The organism is Campylobacter sp. IFREMER_LSEM_CL1846 (assembly GCF_025772105.1).
Classification (GTDB): Bacteria; Campylobacterota; Campylobacteria; order Campylobacterales; family Campylobacteraceae; genus Campylobacter_D; species Campylobacter_D lari_D.
In genome coordinates this window covers 85,484-105,977 of the sequence record NZ_JAKMRM010000002.1, presented here as the reverse complement: position 1 = coordinate 105,977, position 20,494 = coordinate 85,484, and the positions used below count along the sequence as shown (strand labels likewise).

Sequence of the window (20,494 nt, the reverse complement as noted above, 5' to 3'; positions counted from 1 at the left end):
CTTAGGTAATTTATAATAAAATTCAAACTATTTTTTCATAAAAAATTATATAAAAAAAGGTCTTGAAAATGGTTGAAAGATATAGTAGAGAAATCATGGCTAAAAAATGGGACATGCAAGCAAAATATGATGCATGGCTAAAAGTAGAATTAGCTGCTGTGAAAGCATGGAATAAACTTGGTCTTATTAAAGACGATGATTGTGAAAAAATTATAAAAAATGCAAAATTTGATATAGCAAGAATAGATGAAATAGAAAAAACTACCAAACATGATGTTATCGCTTTTTTAACTAGTGTAAGTGAAAGCTTAGGTGAGGAAAGTCGTTTTGTACATTATGCAATGACAAGTTCAGATTGTATTGATACTGCAGTTGCTTTGCAGATTAAAGATAGTTTGGAACTAATCTTGCAAGATTTAGATCAAGTTTTAGCAGCGATTAAAACAAGAGCATATGAGCATAAAAATACCTTAATGGTGGGAAGAAGTCATGGAATTCATGGAGAGCCTATAACTTTTGGTTTAGTTTTGGCTATTTGGTATGATTCGCTAGTTCATGCAAAAGATTTAATTATTCATGCAAAAGAAGTGATTAGCTATGGAAAAATCAGTGGTGCTATGGGAAATTTTGCTCATGCTCCACTTGAATTTGAAGAAGATGTTTGTAAAAATTTAGATCTTAAACCAGCACCAGTTTCAAACCAAGTTATACAAAGAGATCGTTACGCACAAGTTATCTCGGCTTTAGCTATTTTAGCTTCAAGTTGTGAGCAAATTGCTGTTGCTATCCGCCATTTTCAAAGAACAGAAGTATATGAAGCTGAAGAATATTTTTCTCAAGGACAAAAAGGAAGTTCAGCTATGCCTCATAAAAGAAATCCTGTTTTGAGTGAAAATATTACCGGTCTTTGCAGGATGATAAGAGCTTATGTAACACCTGCTTTAGAAAATGTAGCATTGTGGCATGAAAGAGATATATCACATTCTAGTGTAGAAAGATTTGTATTACCTGATGCTTTTATCACGACTGATTTTATGCTTTCAAGATTATGCGGTGTGGTAGAAAAGCTTTTGGTATATCCAGAAAATATGATGAAAAATTTAAATTTAACTGGAGGGCTTGTATTTTCTCAAAGAGTATTGCTTGAACTTCCATTTAAAGGTATAAGCAGAGAAGAAGCTTACAAGATTGTTCAAAGAAATGCTATGAAAGTTTGGGCTGATTTACAAAATGGTAAGCCTGCTTTAAATGAAAAAGGTGAGAGTTTGTTTTTATTAGCTTTATTAGCTGATGAGGATTTGAAAAATTCTTTAAGTGAAGCAGATATTAGAAATTGCTTTGATTATAACTACTATACTAAAAATGTAGATAAAATTTTTGAAAGAACTTTTAAATAATAAACTAGGGGTTGTGAGTGAAAGTATTAAAAAGAAATGGAAGAACTGAAGAGTTAGATGTTTCTAAGATTAAAAAATATACTACCGACGCGGTGGCAAATTTAGAAAATGTAAGTCAAAGTGAGCTTGAAGTAGATGCAAAAATTCAATTTCGTGATGGTATAACAACAGAAGAAATCCAACAAACTCTTATAAAAACAGCAGTAGATAAAATAGATATTGATAGGCCTAATTGGACCTTTGTTGCTGCAAGATTGTTTTTGTATGATTTATATAAAAAAGTAAGTGGTTATAATGGGTATAAGCATTTAAGAGAATACCTTGAAAAAGGCGAAAAAGAAGGTAGGATTTTAATCGGCCTAAAAGAAAAATATGATTTAGATGATCTTAATGCTTATATCAAGCCAGAGCGTGATTTGCAATTTACTTATCTTGGTATAAAAACTTTATATGATAGGTATTTGATTAAAGATTCTAAAGGTATGCCTATAGAATTACCACAACAAATGTTTATGGCTATTGCGATGTTTTTAGCACAAAATGAATTAGATTCTCAAACTTGGGCTAAAAAATTTTATGATTTGATCTCAACTTTTGAAGTAATGCTTGCAACTCCAACCCTTTCAAATGCAAGAACTACAAGACACCAATTAAGCTCATGTTATATAGGAAGCACACCTGATAATATAGAAGGGATTTTTGATTCCTATCAAGAAATGGCACTCTTATCTAAATTTGGTGGTGGTATAGGCTGGGATTGGTCTAAGGTGCGTGCTATGGGTGGAAGTATAGATGGGCATAAAAACGCAGCAGGCGGGATCATACCATTTTTAAAAATCACTAATGACATAGCCGTTGCTGTTGATCAACTTGGTACTAGAAAAGGGGCGATTGCTGTATATATCGAACCTTGGCATATGGATATTAATGACTTTTTAGATTTGCGTAAAAATTCTGGCGAAGAAAGAAGAAGAGCGCATGAACTTTTCCCTGCTTTGTGGATTAATGATTTATTTATGAAAAGAGTAAGGACAAATGGTAAATGGACGCTTTTTGATCCTGCTGATACTGCAAGTTTATGTGATTTATATGGTGAAGAATTTGAGAAAAAATACGAAGAATTTGAAAAAGATGAAAGCATAGCTAAAGAAATTATAGATGCAAAAGAGCTTTGGAAAAAAATACTTTTATCTTATTTTGAAACAGGTATGCCATTTTTATGTTTTAAAGATAGTGCAAATAAAACAAATCCAAATTCTCACGCAGGGATTATAAGAAGTTCAAATTTATGTACAGAAATTTTTCAAAATACAGATCCAAACTATTATCAAATTAAAATCGTATTTGATGATAAAACAGAGCTTCATTTAGATGAGGATGAAGAGCTTACAATAGATGGAGGGTATAAAAAACTTGCTAAGAAAGTTTCTACTTTAGATAGTATCAATGGTAAAAAAGTTTATATAGTAGAAAAATATAAAAACGAAGGAAAAACAGCAGTTTGCAATCTAGCAAGTATAAACTTAAGTAAAATCAACACTAAAGAAGATATCCAAAGAATAGTACCAACAGCGATAAGAATGCTTGATAATGTGATTGATTTGAATTTTTATCCCCATATAAAGGTTAAAAATACCAACTTAAAATCACGCGCTATAGGACTTGGTGTAATGGGTGAAGCGCAAATGTTGGCTGAAGCTCAAATTTATTGGGGTTCTAATGAGCATTTTGAAAAAATTGATCGTATTATGGAGATGATTAGCTATGAGGCGATTTTAGCTAGCTCAAATTTAGCTTTAGAAAAAGGAAACTATCCTGACTTTGAAGGATCAAATTGGAGTAAAGGTATAGTACCAATTGATGTGGCAAATGAAAATGCTAAAAAACTTACCGCAAGTGAAGGTTTGTTTGATCAAAGCGAGTGTGATTGGGAAAAATTAAGAGAAAAACTAAAAAGAGATGGTATAAGAAATGGTTATTTAATGGCTATAGCACCAACTTCTTCTATCTCGATTTTAGTGGGTACTACTCAAACAATTGAGCCTGTATATAAAAGAAAATGGTTTGAGCAAAACTTAAGTGGTATGATACCAACTGTGGTGCCAAATTTAAGCGCTAATACTTGGCAGTATTATACTCCTGCTTATGAGCTTGATCAAAAAATCTTAGTAAAAGCAGCAGCGATTCGTGGTAAATGGATTGATCAAGGTCAATCATTAAATATCTTTGTTTCTTTAGATAAAGCAAGCGGTGGATATTTAAATGAAATTTATCAACTTGCTTGGGAATTAGGTGTTAAATCAACTTACTATCTAAGAAGCGAAAGCCCTGATAGTCAAAAAGTAAATGATGATGTGGTTGATAGAACTATAGAATGTGAAGGTTGTCAATAAAAATGGAGAAACAAAATGCATGTAAAAAACTCACTACCGGAGCTTACGCTTAGGGGTATAATACTAGGAAGTATTTTAACGATTATTTTTACTGCCTCAAATGTATATTTGGGGCTTAAAGTTGGTCTTACTTTTTCTACTTCTATTCCTGCTGTTGTAATTGCAATGGCTGTTTTAAAAATCTTTAAAGATTCTAATATTTTAGAAAATAATATGGTTCAAACTCAAGTTTCAGCTGCAGGTACGCTCTCGGCTGTGATTTTTGTTATACCAGGTCTTTTTATATGTGGGTATTGGTTTGAATTTCCACTTTGGCTTACCTTTATGCTCTGTCTTTGCGGAGGTGGATTAGGCGTGCTTTTTACTATACCTTTGCGTAGAGCTATGGTAGTAGAGAGTAAATTGGCTTATCCTGAAGGAAGGGCTGCTGCTGAAATTTTAAAAGTGGCCAATAAAGATCAAGCTGATAAAAAAGGAAAGGTGGGCTTAAAAGAAATCACACTTGGTGTAGTATTAGCTTCTATTGTAAGCCTTTTTTCAAGCGGCTTTAAACTACTTTCAAGTGGAAGTAGTTTTGCATTTATTTGGCAAAAAATGACTTTTGGATTTTCTATGGGCTATTCAGTGGCGCTTTTGGGTGCTGGATACTTAGTAGGTATAGCTGGAGGTGTTGCATTGCTTGTGGGTATGGTGCTTGCTTGGATGGTTTTTGTGCCATATTTTTCTGCTAAAGAAAGTTTTGATGTAAGCTTAAGTGCGCTTGATATAGCTAATCAAATTTGGGCTCAAAAAGTACGCTTAATAGGCACAGGAGCTATTGCCATGGCAGCATTATGGACTTTAATAGAACTTGCAAAGCCTGTATATGATGGTATGAAAAATATGCTTAAAAAAACCTCATTAAACCTCTCACAAGATCCTAAAGATATGGATTTATCTTTAAAAGCTATGCTAGGTTTATTTGTGCTTATGTGTATAGGCTTATTTATTTCATTTTATGCTTTTGTGGCTGATTCAAATTTAGCAAGTGGCTATCAAATTCTTTTTGCTTTAGTAGGAACTTTAGTAGCTATTTTTATAGGCTTTTTTGTAGCTTCTGCTTGTGGATATATGGCAGGTTTAGTGGGTTCATCATCTTCTCCTATTTCAGGTATAGGACTAATTGGGATTATGATTTCTTCTTTGATTATTTTACTTTTGGGTTATCAAGTAGATTTATTTAGCGATCCTTTAATGTCTAAATTTGCTATTGCTTTTGCTATATTTACTACTAGTGTTATTTTGGCAACTGCTGCTATTTCTAATGATAATTTACAAGATTTAAAAACTGGTTATTTAGTAGGTGCAACTCCTTGGAAACAACAAGTTTCTTTGATTATAGGCTGTGTGTTTGGAGCTTTGGCTATAGCTCCTGTGTTAAATTTGTTATACCAAGCTTATGGTTTTGTGGGTGCAATGCCAAGAGAAGGAATGGATGAGGCAAATGCACTTGCTGCACCACAAGCAAATTTAATGAGCACTATAGCTCAAGGTATTTTTAACGCTAACATTGATTGGAGTTATATTATAGCAGGAGCTTTTGTGGGTGTTGGTATAATCATTGTCGATCGTTTATTAAGAAAGAAAAATATGTCTTTACCACCTTTAGCTGTGGGTATAGGTATATATTTACCACCTGCTGTTAATATGCCTTTGTTTATAGGTGGATTATTGACATATTTAATTAAAAAGCGTTTGGATCAAAGATATGCTAAAAATGCTCATAAAAAAGAACTTATTCAAGAGCATGAGCAAAAAGGAACCTTATTTGCCTCCGGTTTGATAGTGGGTGAGAGTATATTTGGAGTATTAATAGCTGGCTTAACTGTGCTTTCTATTAGTAGAGGTGGAGCTGAAGATCCGCTTGCTATTGCAACTTCATTTAAAGATGATGGGATTATAGGTTTTGTAGTATTTATAGCGATTATGCTAATTTTTGCAAGAAGAGTGCTTAAAAAATGAATTTAGATTATTATTATGCTTTGATTTTAGGAATCATTGAGGGTCTGACAGAATTTTTACCTGTTTCATCTACTGGGCATATGATCTTGGGTGCTGAAATTTTGGGTTTAAATATAGATGATTTTTGGAGAAGTTTTTTTATCATCATTCAGCTTGGTTCTATACTAGCGGTGATTTTTATTTTTAAAGAAAAACTAACTCAAAAACTTGATATTTGGTTAAAACTTGCTGTGGGCTTTTTGCCTGCAGGTGGGGTGGGTTTTATAGCATATAAGTTTTTAAAAGAAATATTTAATGGCTATACCGTGGCTACTATGTTAATCATTGGTGGGATTGTTTTTATCATCATAGAACTTAAACATAGAAAAAAAGACTATACAATCCACTCTTTAGATGAGGTAAGTTATAAACAAGCTTTTTTGATAGGTTTAACTCAAGCTCTTGCTATTATACCAGGTACTTCAAGAAGTGGAGCAAGTATCATAGGTGGGTTATTGCTCGGACTTGATCGCAAAGTTGCTTCTGAATTTTCATTTTTGCTTGCAATTCCTACTATGATTATAGCAACAGCTTATAGCATTTATAAAGAACCACAAGTTCTAAGCAATATGAATAATTTCATTCCTTTAGCCATAGGTTTTATAACAGCTTTTGTAGTGGCTTTTATAGTAATTAAAATATTTTTAAAATTAATTAGCAAAATAAACTTCATACCTTTTGGAATTTATAGGATAATTTTAGGTTTTGTATTTTTATACCTTTTTATGAGTGGTACTTTAGATATATCAAGAACAGGTGTTTGAAATATAAAAATATCCTTTATTTAAAAAAAGTTTAAGTTTTTCATAGCTAAAATTAGTCTTATATTTTAATTTAAGCTCACAAGGTTAGTGAGTGTTAAGGGTAGAAATGACAAAAGATATAATTGCATATGCAAATAATGAAACTTTAGTAGATACTCAAAGTTTTAACAATGATACAAATTTAACTCCGATTTATTTTGATAACTCTAAAGAAAGTTTAGAAGTTATCCGCCACTCTTGTGCGCATTTAATGGCTCAAGCGATTAAAAGTTTGTATCCAGAGGCTAAATTTTTCGTAGGACCTGTGATAGAAGATGGGTTTTATTATGATTTTAGAGTTGATAGTAAGATTTCAGAAGAAGACTTAAGCAAAATCGAAAAGAAAATGAAAGAACTAGCTGAAGCAAAGCTAGACATCACAAAATATGAACTCTCAAAGACTGAGGTTAAAGAAAAATTTGCTAATGATGATTTAAAACAAGAAGTTTTACTAAGAATTCCTGATGGAAAAGTAAGTATTTATAAGCAAGGCGAATTTGAAGATTTATGCCGTGGGCCTCATGTACCAAATACTAGGTATTTAAGATTTTTCAAGCTTACTCGTGTAGCGGGAGCGTATTTGGGTGGTGATGAAAAAAGAGAAATGCTCACAAGAATTTATGGTACTGCTTTTGCAGATAAAGAAAGTTTAAATGAATACTTAAAAATCATTGAAGAAGCTAAAAAAAGAGATCACAGAAAACTTGGTAATGAAATGAAACTTTTTGCTTTTGATGATGAAATAGGCGGTGGGCTTCCTATATGGCTTAGCAATGGTGCAAAATTAAGAAGTAAATTAGAACATTTATTATATAAAGCACATAGATTAAGAGGCTATGAGCCTGTGCGTGGACCTGAGCTTTTAAAAGCTGATGCGTGGAAAATTAGTGGGCATTATGCAAACTATAAAGAAAATATGTATTTTACGCAAATTGATGAGCAAGAATACGGCATTAAGCCGATGAATTGTGTAGGACATATTAAAATTTATCAAAGCGATGTTAGAAGCTACCGTGATTTACCTTTGAAGTTTTTTGAATACGGCGTGGTGCACCGCCATGAAAAAAGTGGAGTTTTACACGGACTTTTTAGGGTAAGAGAATTTACCCAAGATGATGCGCATATTTTTTGTATGCCAAGTCAGATAAAAGAACAAGTTTTAGAAATTTTAAGCTTTGTTGATACTTTGATGAAAGCTTTTGAATTTGATTATGAGATGGAAATTTCAACGCGCCCAGCAAAAGCAATAGGTGATGATGAAATTTGGGACATAGCTACAAAGGCTTTAAAAGAAGCTTTAGATGAACAAGGTTTAAAATATGGCATTGATGAGGGCGGTGGAGCTTTCTATGGTCCAAAAATCGATATTAAAATCACTGATGCGCTAAAAAGAAAATGGCAGTGTGGAACTATACAAGTAGATTTTAACTTACCAAGCCGTTTTAAACTCGAATACACAGACGCAGATAATGAGAAAAAACAACCTGTAATGCTTCACCGTGCTATTTTGGGTTCTTTTGAAAGATTTATAGGAATTTTAGTAGAGCATTATGCGGGTGAGTTGCCATTTTTCATAGCACCAACTCAAATAGCTATAGTGCCTATTTCGCAAAATCATCATGAGTATGCAAAAGAAATAGCAAGAAAACTTTTAGAACTTGGCATTGATAGTGAAGTGTATAATAAAAATGAAAGCTTAAATAAAAAAATCCGCACAGCCGAAAAAGCACATGTGCCTATGATACTTGTTTTAGGTGATGAAGAAGTAGCAAACAAAAGTGTGGCTTTAAGAGATAGAAGAGCAAAAGAACAAAAAACAATGACTTTAGATGAATTTATAACCCTAACAAAGGAGAAATTAAGTGAGGTACGCTTTTGAGTAAAGAAAAAGAAGTATTGCTAAATGAAGAAATTCAAGCAGATGAGATCAGATGTATAGGTGATGATGGCAAGGTTTATGGCATTATTAGTAGTGATGAAGCACTAGATATAGCAAATAGACTAGGGCTTGATTTGGTGATGATAGCCCCTGAAGCCAAACCACCTGTATGTAAGATAATGGATTATGGAAAATTCCGTTATCAACAAGAAAAGAAACAAAAAGAAGCAAAGAAAAAACAAAAAGTTATTGATATAAAAGAAATCAAACTTTCTGTGAAAATCGCTCAAAATGACATTAATTATAAAGTCAAACATGCAAGCGAGTTTTTAGAGCAAGGCAAGCATGTGAAATTTAGAGTGTTTTTAAAAGGTCGTGAGATGGGCTCTCCCGAAGCAGGGGTAGCTTTGCTTGAAAAAATTTGGCAAATGGTTGAAGATATAGCAGATAGAGACAAAGAGCCTTTACTCGAAGGACGCTATGTAAATATGCTAGTAACTCCTAAAAAGAAAAAATAATCACAAGCCTTTTTAAGGCTTGTATTTTAAACTTATGCTAGAAGAAAATCCACAATTTTTAAAAGAACAAATCATAACTTATCTTGGTAATAAAAGATCCTTGCTTGAGTTTTTAAATCAAGGCTTTAAATTCGCACAAAATGAGCTTAAAAAAGACAAATTTAGTTTTTGTGATGTATTTAGTGGCTCTGGGGTAGTTTCGCGTTTTGTGAAGCCTTATGCGAGTTTTATCATGGCAAATGATTTGGAAGATTATTCTAAAATCATCAATGAGTGTTATTTAAGCAATCAAAATGCACAATTTTTACAAGAATTACAAAAATATTATGATTTTTTAATTTCTGATTTAAAACTCAAAAAAGGCTTTATAAGTAAGCTTTATGCGCCAAATGATGATGAGTATATCCAAAAGAATGAAAGAGTTTTCTACACGCTTAAAAATGCGATGTATTTAGACTCTATGCGAGAAAAAATTTCAAGCCTGCCAAGTAATATACAAAAATACTTTATCGCACCGCTTATCTACGAAGCAAGTGTGCATGCAAATACAAGCGGGGTTTTTAAAGGCTTTTATAAAGATAAAAATGGAGTGGGAAAATTTGGAGGAAATGGAGCAAATGCGCTTAGTCGTATAAAAGGCGATATAGCTTTAAAAATGCCTATTTTTTCAAATTTTACTTGTGGGTATGAGGTTTTTCAAAAAGATGCAAATATTTTAGCTAAAGAGCTTGATAGCTTTGATGTGGCGTATTTAGACCCACCTTATAATCAACATCCTTATGGATCAAATTATTTTATGTTAAATTTAATTGCTAATTATAAAAAGCCAAAGGAAATTTCAAAGGTTTCTGGCATACCAAAAGACTGGAACCGCAGTGCTTTTAACAAAGAAAAAAAAGCCGAAGATGCTTTGTTTGATTTGATAAATGATTTAAAAGCCAAGATTGTATTGCTTTCTTATAATTGTGAGGGTTTTGTAAAAAAAGAAAATTTCACAAAAAGACTTCAAAGTCTTGGAGAATGTTTTGTGCTTGAGCAAAAGTATAATGCCTTTAGAGCTAGTAGAAACCTTTCTAAACGCTCTATGCATATACAAGAACAACTCTATATATTAAAAAAACGCTAATCTTGCATGTATGTATTTAACTGCTCAAAAAGTTTTTCTTTTAAAGCGATAGGTTTGTTTATTTTAATATATGGTATCCAATATCTTATTAAATTTAAAAGTTCATCATCATAGGTATAAAATGCTTTGATGTAAATAAAATTTTCATCCTCATCTATAAATTCGTATTTAGTAAGGGCATTTTTTCTTAAGAAATATTCTTTAGCTTTTTTATCAAGTTTTAAAATAGCTTCTTTGTTTTCTTTACTAATCCAGTTGCTTTGATCTTTTTGAATTTGTTTTAAAAACTCTTCTTTTGGGGTAAAAATTTCTTTCTTTTCCACTCTTAGTTGTGTGATTTTAGAAAAAGTAAAGGTTTTTAAAGTATCGTTTTCATCTGCTAAAAGATACCATATGTGGTCAATATTGATGAGTTTGTATGGATTAGCTTTTCTGTGTTTTTCTTTGTAGTAAAAACTAATGGGATATTTTGCTATGATAGCTGCACTTAGTTCTTCAAAAACTTCTCTATCAAGTGTTTCATAGCTTTGGGTTTTGACTAAAAAGGCTTTATTGATTTTTTCATTAAGCAAGTCGTTTAAAAACTCTTTATCTAAACTAGGATAAAGCCTACCTATACCGCTTAAAATAGCAAAATTTTGTATATCTTTAAAGCTTAATTTTCCTAAAACATAGCCTTCTAAAAAATACTTTCCATTTTCTTTTTTTATAGGGATAAAAGCAAGGCGTTTATGTAAGTCTCTTTGTATGGTGCGAATGCTGACATTAAATTCTTGCGCAAGCTCTTTTAAGCTAAAACGCTCACCATTGTTTAAACACTGCAGTATAGAAACTAAACGCGTAGAAAGCTTGTCTTTTTCCATATACAACCTTTTTTTGTTTATTTTAGCAAATCTTTGATGTTTTGTTTGATTGTTTTTGGATCATTTTCATAGGTAGTTAAAAGCTCTTGAATAAGCTTTAAAAAATCATTAAAATCATCAGGATTTTCTTTTTTAAATTTAAGTACTCTATCTAGGATGATAAAAGCGGCTTCTGTTTTGTCATTTTCTTTTTCATAAAGCTCTTTTAGCTCTAAAGCAAACTTAGTGTAAGTATAAGCTTGCTTTGGCTTTGAGATGATGTTAAAGATGTTTAATTTATAACTAAAAAGCAATGAAAAAAGTTGGGGTAGTTTGTTTAGCATGGTTTATTGTATATATTGCAATAAAATTGCTATTATTGCAATCCCCAAAGATGTAATAGAAACTATTTTTAATATATTATTATCTAATAGATTTTCGTGTTTTTTTATTACAGTTTTTATATTTTCCAATTCCTGCATAATATCTTTCGATAAATTTGCTATTTGGTTTTCATATTTTTGCATAAATTCATTTTGTTGCATTGATAAATTGTCGATTTTTTTTGAAGATAATAGTAAATCTTTATTAAGTGAGTTTATTTTATTTTCTTGTAACTCAATAGTTTCGGTGAAGTTTTTTTGTTGTTGTTTAATTAGATTTACTTCATCTTCATTTTTTTCTATTTTTATTTGAATTTCTTGAAAATGTTTTGTATGATCTTGCATTTGATTTATTACAATATCTGTAAGTTCATTATATATTTCTAAAATTTCATTTGTATCATAAGATAATTCTGTAATGCTAGTCCTATAATTTTCATTTGTTTTGGAAATTATTAATTGTAGATCGTTGATTGTGTCATTTATAAATTCTATGCTATAACATGTGAGTTTTATAACTTCTTGAATTAAATCATTTTGTGCTTCAATAGCCTCTATATTCATCATGTTTAATTCTATTAGAATATTTATTTTTTTAATCTCTTCACTATCAATAAAAATTCCAGCAAAAGGTATATTTTTTGCCATATTTTCCAAAAAAGTATTTTTAGTATTTTTAGCTAATTTTGCAACTTTTTTTGCCTCTATGATTTTTTTAGAAGCTTTGTGAATTTTATTATTAAGTATGTTAGCTACTTCTTGCGAATTTGCATTTTTATTAGGTGTATTTGTTTTTGTTAAACATTCATGTGAATTTATTATACTAATTTTATGTTTACTTTTACTATAACTAATCATGCAATTCCTTTAGATCAAGAATCTTTTTCTTCAGATTAGATATTTTAGTTTTTCTTTCCTCGTCCATCTTTTTATAAGTATTTAGCTCTTGAGTGAGATTGTTTTGTAGTATTAAATTCTTTTCTTTTATAGAATTTATTGCATGTGTTAAAAAAATATATGCATCATCTAGCATAAGCCATGTTTGAGCTATTTTACAATTTAAAATAACACCACTTTGAGTAACAAGCTGTAATCGTAAATTTCCTATTTTGGAGTTGTTTTTCCATTTATCCATATAAAAAACAACAATAGTGCTAACAATAGCTCCAAAAGCAGCACTTATACTTAATGAAATTGCATCACCTATAGTTTCACTCGTAAATGGTATAGGTAAAGATAATAAAACATTAAGCCCAGGTATAGTTATAAGCCATTTATTTATCGCCTCACTTCCTAGCATTGTGAGTGAGGCGATAATACCTGCTGTAAAAATTTTAGCGGCCTCAAAATATATATCTTCTTTAGGTATATCTTTTGGAGGATTTATAATAATTTTTATCGCATTATATAAAGAAGTAAAGCCAGCACGAATAACTTGAACTATTCTTTTTAAAGTTGTAAATATAGTATTTATAGCAAATACAACTAAATTAGATAAAAATGCTTGAATTCCTGCCTCTAAAGAACTTGCAAAAATATTTTTCCATTTCTTTTTGATATCATCCCAAATGTAATGGATTCTATCTTTAAATCTTTTGAATATATCACTAAAACTCTCGTTTCCAAATTCTTTAAATGTTTTTCTAATTTCTATCATTAAGCTTTTGAAAAAGTCTCTTAAAATCATTCCAAGTGCTGAATATACAATCATTTTTGTAGAGTCTTTAGCTCCGGTTATCAAAGCTTCTTTGTAAGGTTTTAGGCTTGTATAGTAAATTTTATCAATTTCACTATCAATATGTTTTTTTTGATGATTATATTCTTCTATAAATTTTTCACCATCAATTTTACATTGCATATCCAATAATCTTTCTATATTTTTTTGATCTTTTAAGGATAGTTTTCCATTTTTTATTTCTTTTTCGGTTAATATTTGTATCTGTCCTTCTAATTTCTCTAAAGTTTTTGTTGCGCTATTATCTCTTTTAAAATTATTTATCTTAGCATCTGTTTTTTTTAGATTTTGAGGTGTATTAGCTAAAGATACACCATCAGCATTAGCTAAAATTCTTGCACGATCTTCATGAATTTCTTTGGCTGAAACAACATGATCTAGCTGAGTATTGTCTTTTGGCTTAATCATCTTTCCAGTTGCATAATCATATAATCTTCCCTCTTCTATTTCTTTTTTTAGTTTATTATTTATTTTATTGTATTCCCCATTATGATATTTTTTTGAACAGTATTTTTCACGTTTTTCATATTGTTGCTTATCGTTTTCGTTGGCATATATATCTTTCCTGGCATTATGTGTGGTGCTTACATTACCACCGTCTTGAGAATCTAGAACAATAGCAGCCAATCCAAAATGACTTGTTATAGCATCAAGTGCGTTTTGGGTGCATTGCTCAAAAAGTTTTTTACTTTGCTCTTTTGGTAGTTGTGTTTCTATGTTTTTTAGTTCTTGCAAGGCTTCTTCTAAGTTTTGATTTATATTAATTTTAAGTTGTTCTCTTTGTGATATCTCTTTCAAATCATTTTCTAAAAGTTCATAATCGTTTATAAGTTCTTTATTATCTATCATAGTGGTCTCTTTTATAATAGTTTTTGGTTGTTTTGTTTCATATTATAACTTTGTCGTAGATATGCTATTTGAATAACAGCTGGTATAGTTACTCTATAAGCAGGTCCTGCTATATCTATTGCAGTCCACATCCCTGTTATTGCCCATCCAATAGGACCAACAAAAATACTCATCGCTTTTGTTAAACTCACATTAACTACAGCTGACAATCCTCTGCCTAAAATTAATTTTGATATGGCATTTGCAACAATAACTATTAATTGATAGCTTTTGAAACCACCTTGTTTTATTAAAAATTGCATTGCTGCCATTGTAGATTGTTTTGTAAAAGTTGATAAATTTAAATTTAATTCTTGAGAAATTTCCTTGATTTGCTCTTTGCTCATTTGGTCTAAAGAATTTTCTAAAATTTTCATAAAAAGATTTATTTCTATTATCTCTGTATCGGAATTTTTATTATAATTAACTTTAAGTTTATCGGCTACATCGCATAAAATTTCTTTATAAAGTACACCTTTTCCCATTCTTAAGATATTTGCAAAGGTGTTTCCCCCAAAACACTGAAACTCATCTAAAATTAAATCTAAATACTGTTTGTGATCAGGATAGAATTTTTTATACAACTCATTTACTGTTATTAATTCCGTAAATCTTGTAGTATTATCTTTATCATGTGTGAGAATACTAACAAAATCATTTAATTCTTCGCTACTTAAGTTTCTCAAAAATTCCAAATCTTTGTCATATCTATATGCCATCTTTTTCCTTTCAATTTAAATTTTTATTATATCAATACCCCCCCCCCCGTATTGTCAAGGTTTTTAGTATTGTTTACTTTTAATTATCCTTGCAAGTACTACTACGCCTGCTAAAATTAGCACATAAGAAACTGCTACATTTATAATTCCGTATTTTTCTATTAAAAATAAACTTGGTAATATAACGCACCACACTACAAACAAAAATAAAGCCCAAAAAGTACCACAAACTATAGCCCATATAGCAGTAGCTATCATAACTATAATACCAATTACTATTGCCATTTGACTCCTTTATTGGATTTTATAAAATTAATAAAATCATATTAAATTCTTGTGACAGGTTGTGTCATAAAAATTTAATTTTTCTAAAGCATAGTTATAGTAAAATGATAGCTTTCTTTTATGAAAAAATTTATCCAAAGGATACACATGCCAAAAATGAAAAGCGTTAAAAGTGCTGTTAAACGCTTCAAAGTAGGTAAAAATAAAATCAAAAGAGGTGCTGCTTATAGAAGCCACATTTTGACTAAAAAACCTGCTAAAAGAATGCGTGATCTTCGCACTTCTAAGTATGTTCACTCAACCAATGTTAAAGCGGTTGAAAAAATGTTAGGAATTTAAGCTCGCTTAAATTTAGTTTTTGACGAAAGTCATTCAAGCTCCCCTTATTTTAAAGGGCAAGATTCGTTTAACGAACGCCAATTTGTGAAAGGATAAATATGGCAAGAGTAAAAACAGGTGTTGTAAGACGCCGCAGACATAAAAAAGTTTTAAAACTTGCGCGTGGTTTTTATAGTGGTCGCCGCAAACACTTTAGAAAAGCTAAAGAACAATTAGAAAGAAGTTTGGTTTATGCGTATCGTGATAGACGCCGCAAAAAACGTGATTTCCGTCGTCTTTGGATAGTACGTATCAATGCAGCTTGCAGACTAAATGATATTAGTTATTCAAGATTTATAAATGGTCTTAAAAAAGCAGGTATTGAGCTTGATAGAAAAATCTTAGCTGATTTAGCGATGAATGACGCAGCTGCTTTTGCTAAAATCGCAGATGCTGCTAAAAAAGCACTTTAATCTTACTGCAAGGCTTTTTAGCTTTGCTTTTCTCTTTACTTTCCTTTTAAATTCTCTTTTTGCAAAAGATATTTTGCTTTTTAAAGTTTATGATGAAAAAGCATTTAAAGATGTAAATTTAAGCCATTATCTCATGAGTGAAAAACTCGATGGTATAAGAGGTCTTTGGAATGGTAAGTCTATGCAAACAAGAGCAGGAAATACTATAAAACTTCCTTTATTTTTCACAAAAAACTTTCCTAAATTTGAATTAGATGGAGAACTTTGGATAAAAAGAGCTTCTTTTGAAGAAATTTCATCTTTAATACGCCAAGAAAATCCCGATGAAAAACTTTGGCAAAAAGTAAGTTATAATGTCTTTGATGTGCCAAATGCTTGTGAGGAATTTAAGCTTGATCCTTGTACCTTAGAAGCAAGATTAGAAGTTTTGAAAAAGTATTTGGCTAAAAACTCAAATGATTATATAAAAATTATTCCACAAATTTCCATTAAAGATAAAAATCATTTAGAACAATTTTATCAAGATATCATTTCGCATAAAGGTGAGGGTGTGATCATAAGATTAAACAACGCACCTTATGAAAAGAAAAGATCAAACAATGCTTACAAATTAAAACCTTTTGATGATACAGAATGTGTTGTAAAAAAGCATTTAGAAGGTAAAGGAAAATTTGAAGGTAAAATGGGATCTTTACTTTGTGAAGCAATGATTGAGGGTAAAAAAGTGAGTTTTAAAATAGGCTCAGGTTTTAAAGATAAAGATCGTATAAATCCTCCTGCTATAGGATCAATCATCACTTATAAATACAATGGTTTTACAAAAAATGGCACTCCAAGATTTGCTACTTATTTAAGAACGAGAGAAAATTTTTAAAGCATTAATTCCTAAATATACAGCAAAAGCAATACATGAGATCATAATGATACTAGCACCACTTGAAATGTTAAAATAATAACTCACCATTAAACCACTTAAGCAAAAAAATAAACTCAAAATACTTGAATAAATCATCATCCAGCCAAGTTTTTTACTAATGCCTTCTGCTATAAAGCTTGGTATGCTTAATAAAGCCATAGCTAAAATTAACCCCACAAGTCTAATGCTAATAACCACACACAAGCTTATCATAAAAATCAAAAGATAATAAAATAAATTAGTGTTAATTCCTCTAGTTTGAGCAAATTCGCTATCAAAACTTATGATTTCAAATTGTCTATAAAAGCATAGTAATATAATGATAAAAATGATATCTACACCAAGCATAAGCCAAATGTCTTCATTAGAAACGGTTAATATATTACCAAATAAATATGCCATTAAGTCGTTATTGTATTTTGGACTTAAGTCTATAAGTATAATTCCTACGGCCATGCCAAATGCCCATATGACAGCTATGATGCTATCGCTTCTGTTTGGATAGTGTTTGCTTAAATAAGCCACTATAAAGGCTAAAATCAAAGTAAATAAACTTGTGCTAAGTAAAATGGGTAAAGAAAAGTAAAATGCTACTCCAATGCCACCAAATGCCCCGTGTGTAATACCACCAGCCATAGAAATAAGCCTATTTACCATTACCAAACTTCCTATACAACCACATGCAATGCTTACTAGCACACAAGAAAATAAAGCATTTTGAAAAAAGTTAAAATTTAAAATTTCAAGCATTACATTCCTTACATAGGCAAGAATTTAAACTCATTTCAACATCGCAAAAATGAGAATGGTTTTGGTATAAGTGTTTTATATAGTTGATTTTATTTGGATCTTTAATGTTTTTGTGTATAAAAATTTCTTTGTTTAAATATGCGATTTTATCGCTATATGCTAAAGTTATGTTAATGTCGTGACTAATGCATATAATACCTATGCCATTTTGATGAAGTTGTTTTAAAAGCTCAAAAATTTGTATAGCATTTTTAGTATCTACACTTGCTGTAGGCTCATCTAATATAAGCAATTTACACTCTCCTACTAAAGCTCTTGCTATGAGCACTCTTTGTCTTTGGCCGCCGCTTAAAGAATGGATAGTTTTATCCCAAAAATCTTGCATAGATACTTTTTTTAGAGCATCTAGAGCTAACTCTTTGTCTTTTTTGGTGTAAAAACCAAAAGTTTTATGATTTATCCTTCCCATAAGCACGACTTCTAAGACTCTAGTTGGAAAATTGGTATTAGTTAGAGTGTTTTGTGGGACATAGCCTATTTGACTTAAATTTATATTTTTAAATTCAATTATATTTTTACTTTTTAAAAGTCCAAATATGAGTTTTATAAGGGTTGATTTTCCACCACCATTTGGTCCTATGATAGATAAAAAATCATTATTATCATAGCTTAGATTGATATTTTTTAACACAAGTTCTTCATTATAAGAAAAATTTAAATTAGATATTCGAAATAATTCCACTAAAATACACCTTCTTTGGTATTGATGAATAAAAATAATCCAAATGATATCATAAATATCAAAGCTAGATACTCTAGTAAGGTTCTTATTTTTATAGTTTTGACATTTTGGTGAATTTTATTTGCCCCTATAGCAAATAAAAATAATACAAAGCACATTCCCAATGTCACAAACACAGCAGAGCTTAAAGCATAAAAAAAGTTGAATTTATACGCAAAAATAAAAAGTAATATAACACCAGGACAAGGCACCAAAGAAGCTCCTAGTATGACTACCCATTCACTTGTTTTATGTGAGTGGCAAGAGCATGAGCAAGAGTTTTTATGAAGTATTTTTTTACTTAGCATAAAAAGAGCTATAAAAACTATAAGTAAACTTGTAAATTTTGTAAGAATAAATCCAGCCATATTGATATCTTTGAGTAATTTCTCAAGGATAATTATACCAATGCTTACAAGTAAAAATGCACTCATTATATGCACTATGCCTATTTTTAATACAAAATAAAATATTTTAGAAAATGAGCTTTTGTGTGTTAAAAAATACGAACTTGTAAGCATTTTAGAATGACCTGGTGCACTAGCATGAAAAATGCCATATCCAAAAGATATGATTAATAATATTAAAAATGTTTGTATATTAAATTCTTGTTGAAGAAGTTGCTTGATATACAATAAAATATTTTCGTTAAAAATTTGCAATTTATTTAAAAGATCATCTATAAAATTTGGACTTTGCTTGATTTGAATTTCTGCAAAGGTTGTATTTGGTGTTTTGCCTTTTTGTGCTTGTAAAAATATGAGATTTAAATTGGGATTTGCACTTAGATAATAGTTTGAATTCAAAGTGATAAAATCTTGCGGTATAAATTTAAAACTAAAAAATCCTTCCTTATCTTCAAATCTTATGCTAAATGTGTTATTTTCTTTTATAGGGATGTTAAGATTTACTTCAAAAGTGAAAAATAGTTTCGTTTTATCTAAGATTAATTTGGCATTTAAAAATTTTTCTATGTAAATTTTTTCATCTAAATTGTAAAATTGAAATTGCATTAAAAATTGTCTTGGCTCTATATAATCTAAAAGAGTATATTTAATATCAGTAAGTTCGTCTTTGTCTAAAGTATTATTATAATTTATATCATAGTTTTGAAGCAGTATTTTTATAAAATCTTGCGAAAATTCCCAAGTTACATAAATTTTATTGATGTTATCATCACTTGCGTTAAAGTCTAATTTTACATTTGCCGTTGGAGTATAAGCTGCACACAAAGCACAGCTTAATACTTTTTGAAAGCATATAAAAGCTAGTATTAAAATGATTTTCATTCTAAAGCCATTTTTAATGCTTGTATGGTTTTTAAAAGTTCTTTATCCCAATCTTTAGCCAAATGATCGATAAAAACAATTTTTGCGTCTAATTCTTTAGATAATACTTTAGCCGAATTTTCACTAAAACCAGGTTGGACAAAAATAACCTTTATGTTTTTTTCTTTGGCTATTTTTATTAGTTTTTGCAAATCTTGAATTTTTGGCTCTTTTCCATCAATTTCCACAGGAATTTGGATGAGGTTGTATCTTTTTGCAAGATAATTCCAACTAGGATGATAGACTATAAATTCTCGGTGTTTGATATCTTGTAAATTTGTTTTGATTACTGAATTTAAGTCATCCAATTCTTTAAGAAAATTTTCTAAATTTTTTGCATAAAAGTCTTTATTTTGTGGAAAAGTTTGACTTAAAGCTTTATAGATATTTTGTGCTTGTATTTTTACTAAAACAGGATCTAGCCAAGTATGAGGATCGTTTTTACCATGCTCATGTTCATCGTGCTCATGTTCATCAGTCTCATCATTTTCTAGTAATGATATGCCATCATTAATATTAACAATTTTGACATTTTTGAGTGTATTTTTAAATTTGTTTTCTAGGATTTTTTCAAGTTCTAAATCGGCAAGAAAATAAATTTTGCTTTTTTCAAGATTTTTAATCATCATAGGTTTAAATTCTACATTATGTTCATTAGAATTAGGTGAAATCAAGATATTAATTTCAACACTATCTTTAGCAATCTTTTCTACAAAAAATGCTTGAGGTGGTATGCTAACACTCACAATGGGTTTTGAAAAAGCAAGTGCGCATGATAATAACAATAACAATATTTTTAACATTATTTCCTCCTGATTATCTAAAATTTATGTAATTATATATAATGCAACTTAGTTGCAACTTAAAAATTAAGTTGCATTTATAAAACTTTTTTTGTGGTAAAATACATTTATTTTCTA

At 30.2% G+C, this 20,494-nt stretch carries 20 protein-coding genes; 10 read left to right on the top strand and 10 right to left on the bottom strand.

The annotated features are described in order from the left end of the window. Nucleotides 1-68 precede the first annotated feature (68 nt). From purB to L8W40_RS01750, 7 genes are all read left to right on the top strand, one after another. Nucleotides 69-1,397 (top strand): adenylosuccinate lyase, encoded by a 1,329-nt coding sequence (gene purB, locus L8W40_RS01780; protein WP_263664521.1) that lies wholly within the window; start codon nt 69-71, stop codon nt 1,395-1,397. Nucleotides 1,398-1,414: 17 nt separating this feature from the next. Next, nucleotides 1,415-3,790, top strand: a complete 2,376-nt coding sequence (locus L8W40_RS01775; RefSeq protein ID WP_263664520.1) for a ribonucleoside-diphosphate reductase subunit alpha — start codon at nt 1,415-1,417, stop codon at nt 3,788-3,790. A gap of 15 nt (nt 3,791-3,805) precedes the next feature. Beyond that, nucleotides 3,806-5,791, top strand: coding sequence for an OPT family oligopeptide transporter (locus L8W40_RS01770; protein ID WP_263664519.1), 1,986 nt, complete (start codon nt 3,806-3,808; stop codon nt 5,789-5,791). Continuing rightward, nucleotides 5,788-6,594, top strand: coding sequence for an undecaprenyl-diphosphate phosphatase (locus tag L8W40_RS01765; protein ID WP_263659205.1), 807 nt, complete (start codon nt 5,788-5,790; stop codon nt 6,592-6,594). The genes L8W40_RS01770 and L8W40_RS01765 overlap by 4 nt, the downstream gene beginning before the upstream one ends. Nucleotides 6,595-6,700: 106 nt before the next feature. Continuing rightward, the gene (thrS, locus tag L8W40_RS01760) at nt 6,701-8,512 is read left to right on the top strand and encodes a threonine--tRNA ligase (RefSeq protein ID WP_263664518.1); all 1,812 of its coding nucleotides are present in this window, start codon (nt 6,701-6,703) and stop codon (nt 8,510-8,512) included. Next, on the top strand, nt 8,509-9,030 hold the full coding sequence (infC, locus tag L8W40_RS01755) for a translation initiation factor IF-3 (RefSeq protein ID WP_039617082.1): 522 nt from the start codon (nt 8,509-8,511) through the stop codon (nt 9,028-9,030). The genes thrS and infC overlap by 4 nt, the downstream gene beginning before the upstream one ends. Before the next feature lie 34 nt (nt 9,031-9,064). Further along, entirely contained in the window at nt 9,065-10,156 is a 1,092-nt protein-coding gene (locus L8W40_RS01750) for a DNA adenine methylase (RefSeq protein ID WP_263664517.1), read from the top strand. On the opposite strand, the gene L8W40_RS01745 is transcribed toward L8W40_RS01750, so the two are convergent. From L8W40_RS01745 to L8W40_RS01720, 6 genes are all read right to left on the bottom strand, one after another. After that, a complete protein-coding gene (locus tag L8W40_RS01745; protein ID WP_263664516.1) occupies nt 10,153-11,019 on the bottom strand; it encodes a helix-turn-helix transcriptional regulator in 867 nt (288 codons plus the stop codon). The genes L8W40_RS01750 and L8W40_RS01745 overlap by 4 nt on opposite strands. A gap of 17 nt (nt 11,020-11,036) precedes the next feature. Beyond that, the gene (locus tag L8W40_RS01740) at nt 11,037-11,342 is read right to left on the bottom strand and encodes a hypothetical protein (RefSeq protein WP_263659202.1); all 306 of its coding nucleotides are present in this window, start codon (nt 11,340-11,342) and stop codon (nt 11,037-11,039) included. Between the two features lie 3 nt (nt 11,343-11,345). After that, nucleotides 11,346-12,239, bottom strand: a complete 894-nt coding sequence (locus L8W40_RS01735; RefSeq protein ID WP_263659201.1) for a hypothetical protein — start codon at nt 12,237-12,239, stop codon at nt 11,346-11,348. Further along, nucleotides 12,232-13,965, bottom strand: coding sequence for a hypothetical protein (locus L8W40_RS01730; RefSeq protein ID WP_263664515.1), 1,734 nt, complete (start codon nt 13,963-13,965; stop codon nt 12,232-12,234). The genes L8W40_RS01735 and L8W40_RS01730 overlap by 8 nt, the downstream gene beginning before the upstream one ends. A gap of 11 nt (nt 13,966-13,976) precedes the next feature. After that, on the bottom strand, nt 13,977-14,723 hold the full coding sequence (locus tag L8W40_RS01725) for a DUF3944 domain-containing protein (protein ID WP_263659199.1): 747 nt from the start codon (nt 14,721-14,723) through the stop codon (nt 13,977-13,979). Between the two features lie 63 nt (nt 14,724-14,786). After that, nucleotides 14,787-15,008, bottom strand: a complete 222-nt coding sequence (locus L8W40_RS01720; RefSeq protein WP_263659198.1) for a hypothetical protein — start codon at nt 15,006-15,008, stop codon at nt 14,787-14,789. 147 nt (nt 15,009-15,155) lie between these two features. On the opposite strand from L8W40_RS01720, the gene rpmI reads away from it, so the two are divergent. The 3 genes from rpmI (at nt 15,156) to L8W40_RS01705 (ending at nt 16,673) form a co-directional block, all read left to right on the top strand. Further along, nucleotides 15,156-15,347, top strand: coding sequence for a 50S ribosomal protein L35 (rpmI, locus tag L8W40_RS01715; protein WP_039617094.1), 192 nt, complete (start codon nt 15,156-15,158; stop codon nt 15,345-15,347). 98 nt (nt 15,348-15,445) lie between these two features. After that, nucleotides 15,446-15,799, top strand: coding sequence for a 50S ribosomal protein L20 (gene rplT, locus L8W40_RS01710; RefSeq protein WP_039617097.1), 354 nt, complete (start codon nt 15,446-15,448; stop codon nt 15,797-15,799). Next, nucleotides 15,777-16,673 (top strand): DNA ligase, encoded by an 897-nt coding sequence (locus L8W40_RS01705; RefSeq protein WP_263662710.1) that lies wholly within the window; start codon nt 15,777-15,779, stop codon nt 16,671-16,673. The genes rplT and L8W40_RS01705 overlap by 23 nt, the downstream gene beginning before the upstream one ends. On the opposite strand, the gene L8W40_RS01700 is transcribed toward L8W40_RS01705, so the two are convergent. From L8W40_RS01700 to L8W40_RS01685, 4 genes are read right to left on the bottom strand one after another with little or no spacing between them, the layout of a single operon-like run. Further along, nucleotides 16,650-17,465 carry a metal ABC transporter permease gene (locus tag L8W40_RS01700; protein ID WP_263664514.1) on the bottom strand — a complete coding sequence of 272 codons (816 nt, stop codon included), beginning with the start codon at nt 17,463-17,465 and terminating at the stop codon, nt 16,650-16,652. The two genes, L8W40_RS01705 and L8W40_RS01700, sit on opposite strands and share 24 nt — an antisense overlap. Next, on the bottom strand, nt 17,458-18,207 hold the full coding sequence (locus tag L8W40_RS01695; protein WP_263660398.1) for a metal ABC transporter ATP-binding protein: 750 nt from the start codon (nt 18,205-18,207) through the stop codon (nt 17,458-17,460). Before L8W40_RS01695 ends, L8W40_RS01700 begins: the two co-directional genes overlap by 8 nt. Next, nucleotides 18,207-19,535 (bottom strand): DUF1007 family protein, encoded by a 1,329-nt coding sequence (locus L8W40_RS01690; RefSeq protein ID WP_263664513.1) that lies wholly within the window; start codon nt 19,533-19,535, stop codon nt 18,207-18,209. Before L8W40_RS01690 ends, L8W40_RS01695 begins: the two co-directional genes overlap by 1 nt. Then, nucleotides 19,532-20,377 carry a metal ABC transporter solute-binding protein, Zn/Mn family gene (locus L8W40_RS01685; RefSeq protein WP_263664512.1) on the bottom strand — a complete coding sequence of 282 codons (846 nt, stop codon included), beginning with the start codon at nt 20,375-20,377 and terminating at the stop codon, nt 19,532-19,534. The genes L8W40_RS01690 and L8W40_RS01685 overlap by 4 nt, the downstream gene beginning before the upstream one ends. Nucleotides 20,378-20,494: the final 117 nt, after the last annotated feature.

Excerpts from the sequence above, each read along its gene's own strand:
- purB (WP_263664521.1), top strand. The coding sequence starts at position 69 with ATGGTTGAAAGATATAGTAGAGAAATCATGGCTAAAAAATGGGACATG.
- L8W40_RS01770 (WP_263664519.1), top strand. The coding sequence starts at position 3,806 with ATGCATGTAAAAAACTCACTACCGGAGCTTACGCTTAGGGGTATAATA.
- L8W40_RS01765 (WP_263659205.1), top strand. The coding sequence starts at position 5,788 with ATGAATTTAGATTATTATTATGCTTTGATTTTAGGAATCATTGAGGGT.
- thrS (WP_263664518.1), top strand. The coding sequence starts at position 6,701 with ATGACAAAAGATATAATTGCATATGCAAATAATGAAACTTTAGTAGAT.
- L8W40_RS01750 (WP_263664517.1), top strand. The coding sequence starts at position 9,065 with ATGCTAGAAGAAAATCCACAATTTTTAAAAGAACAAATCATAACTTAT.
- L8W40_RS01745 (WP_263664516.1), bottom strand. The coding sequence starts at position 11,019 with ATGGAAAAAGACAAGCTTTCTACGCGTTTAGTTTCTATACTGCAGTGT.
- L8W40_RS01740 (WP_263659202.1), bottom strand. The coding sequence starts at position 11,342 with ATGCTAAACAAACTACCCCAACTTTTTTCATTGCTTTTTAGTTATAAA.
- L8W40_RS01735 (WP_263659201.1), bottom strand. The coding sequence starts at position 12,239 with ATGATTAGTTATAGTAAAAGTAAACATAAAATTAGTATAATAAATTCA.
- L8W40_RS01730 (WP_263664515.1), bottom strand. The coding sequence starts at position 13,965 with ATGATAGATAATAAAGAACTTATAAACGATTATGAACTTTTAGAAAAT.
- L8W40_RS01725 (WP_263659199.1), bottom strand. The coding sequence starts at position 14,723 with ATGGCATATAGATATGACAAAGATTTGGAATTTTTGAGAAACTTAAGT.
- L8W40_RS01720 (WP_263659198.1), bottom strand. The coding sequence starts at position 15,008 with ATGGCAATAGTAATTGGTATTATAGTTATGATAGCTACTGCTATATGG.
- rpmI (WP_039617094.1), top strand. The coding sequence starts at position 15,156 with ATGCCAAAAATGAAAAGCGTTAAAAGTGCTGTTAAACGCTTCAAAGTA.
- rplT (WP_039617097.1), top strand. The coding sequence starts at position 15,446 with ATGGCAAGAGTAAAAACAGGTGTTGTAAGACGCCGCAGACATAAAAAA.
- L8W40_RS01705 (WP_263662710.1), top strand. The coding sequence starts at position 15,777 with ATGCTGCTAAAAAAGCACTTTAATCTTACTGCAAGGCTTTTTAGCTTT.
- L8W40_RS01700 (WP_263664514.1), bottom strand. The coding sequence starts at position 17,465 with ATGCTTGAAATTTTAAATTTTAACTTTTTTCAAAATGCTTTATTTTCT.
- L8W40_RS01690 (WP_263664513.1), bottom strand. The coding sequence starts at position 19,535 with ATGAAAATCATTTTAATACTAGCTTTTATATGCTTTCAAAAAGTATTA.
- L8W40_RS01685 (WP_263664512.1), bottom strand. The coding sequence starts at position 20,377 with ATGTTAAAAATATTGTTATTGTTATTATCATGCGCACTTGCTTTTTCA.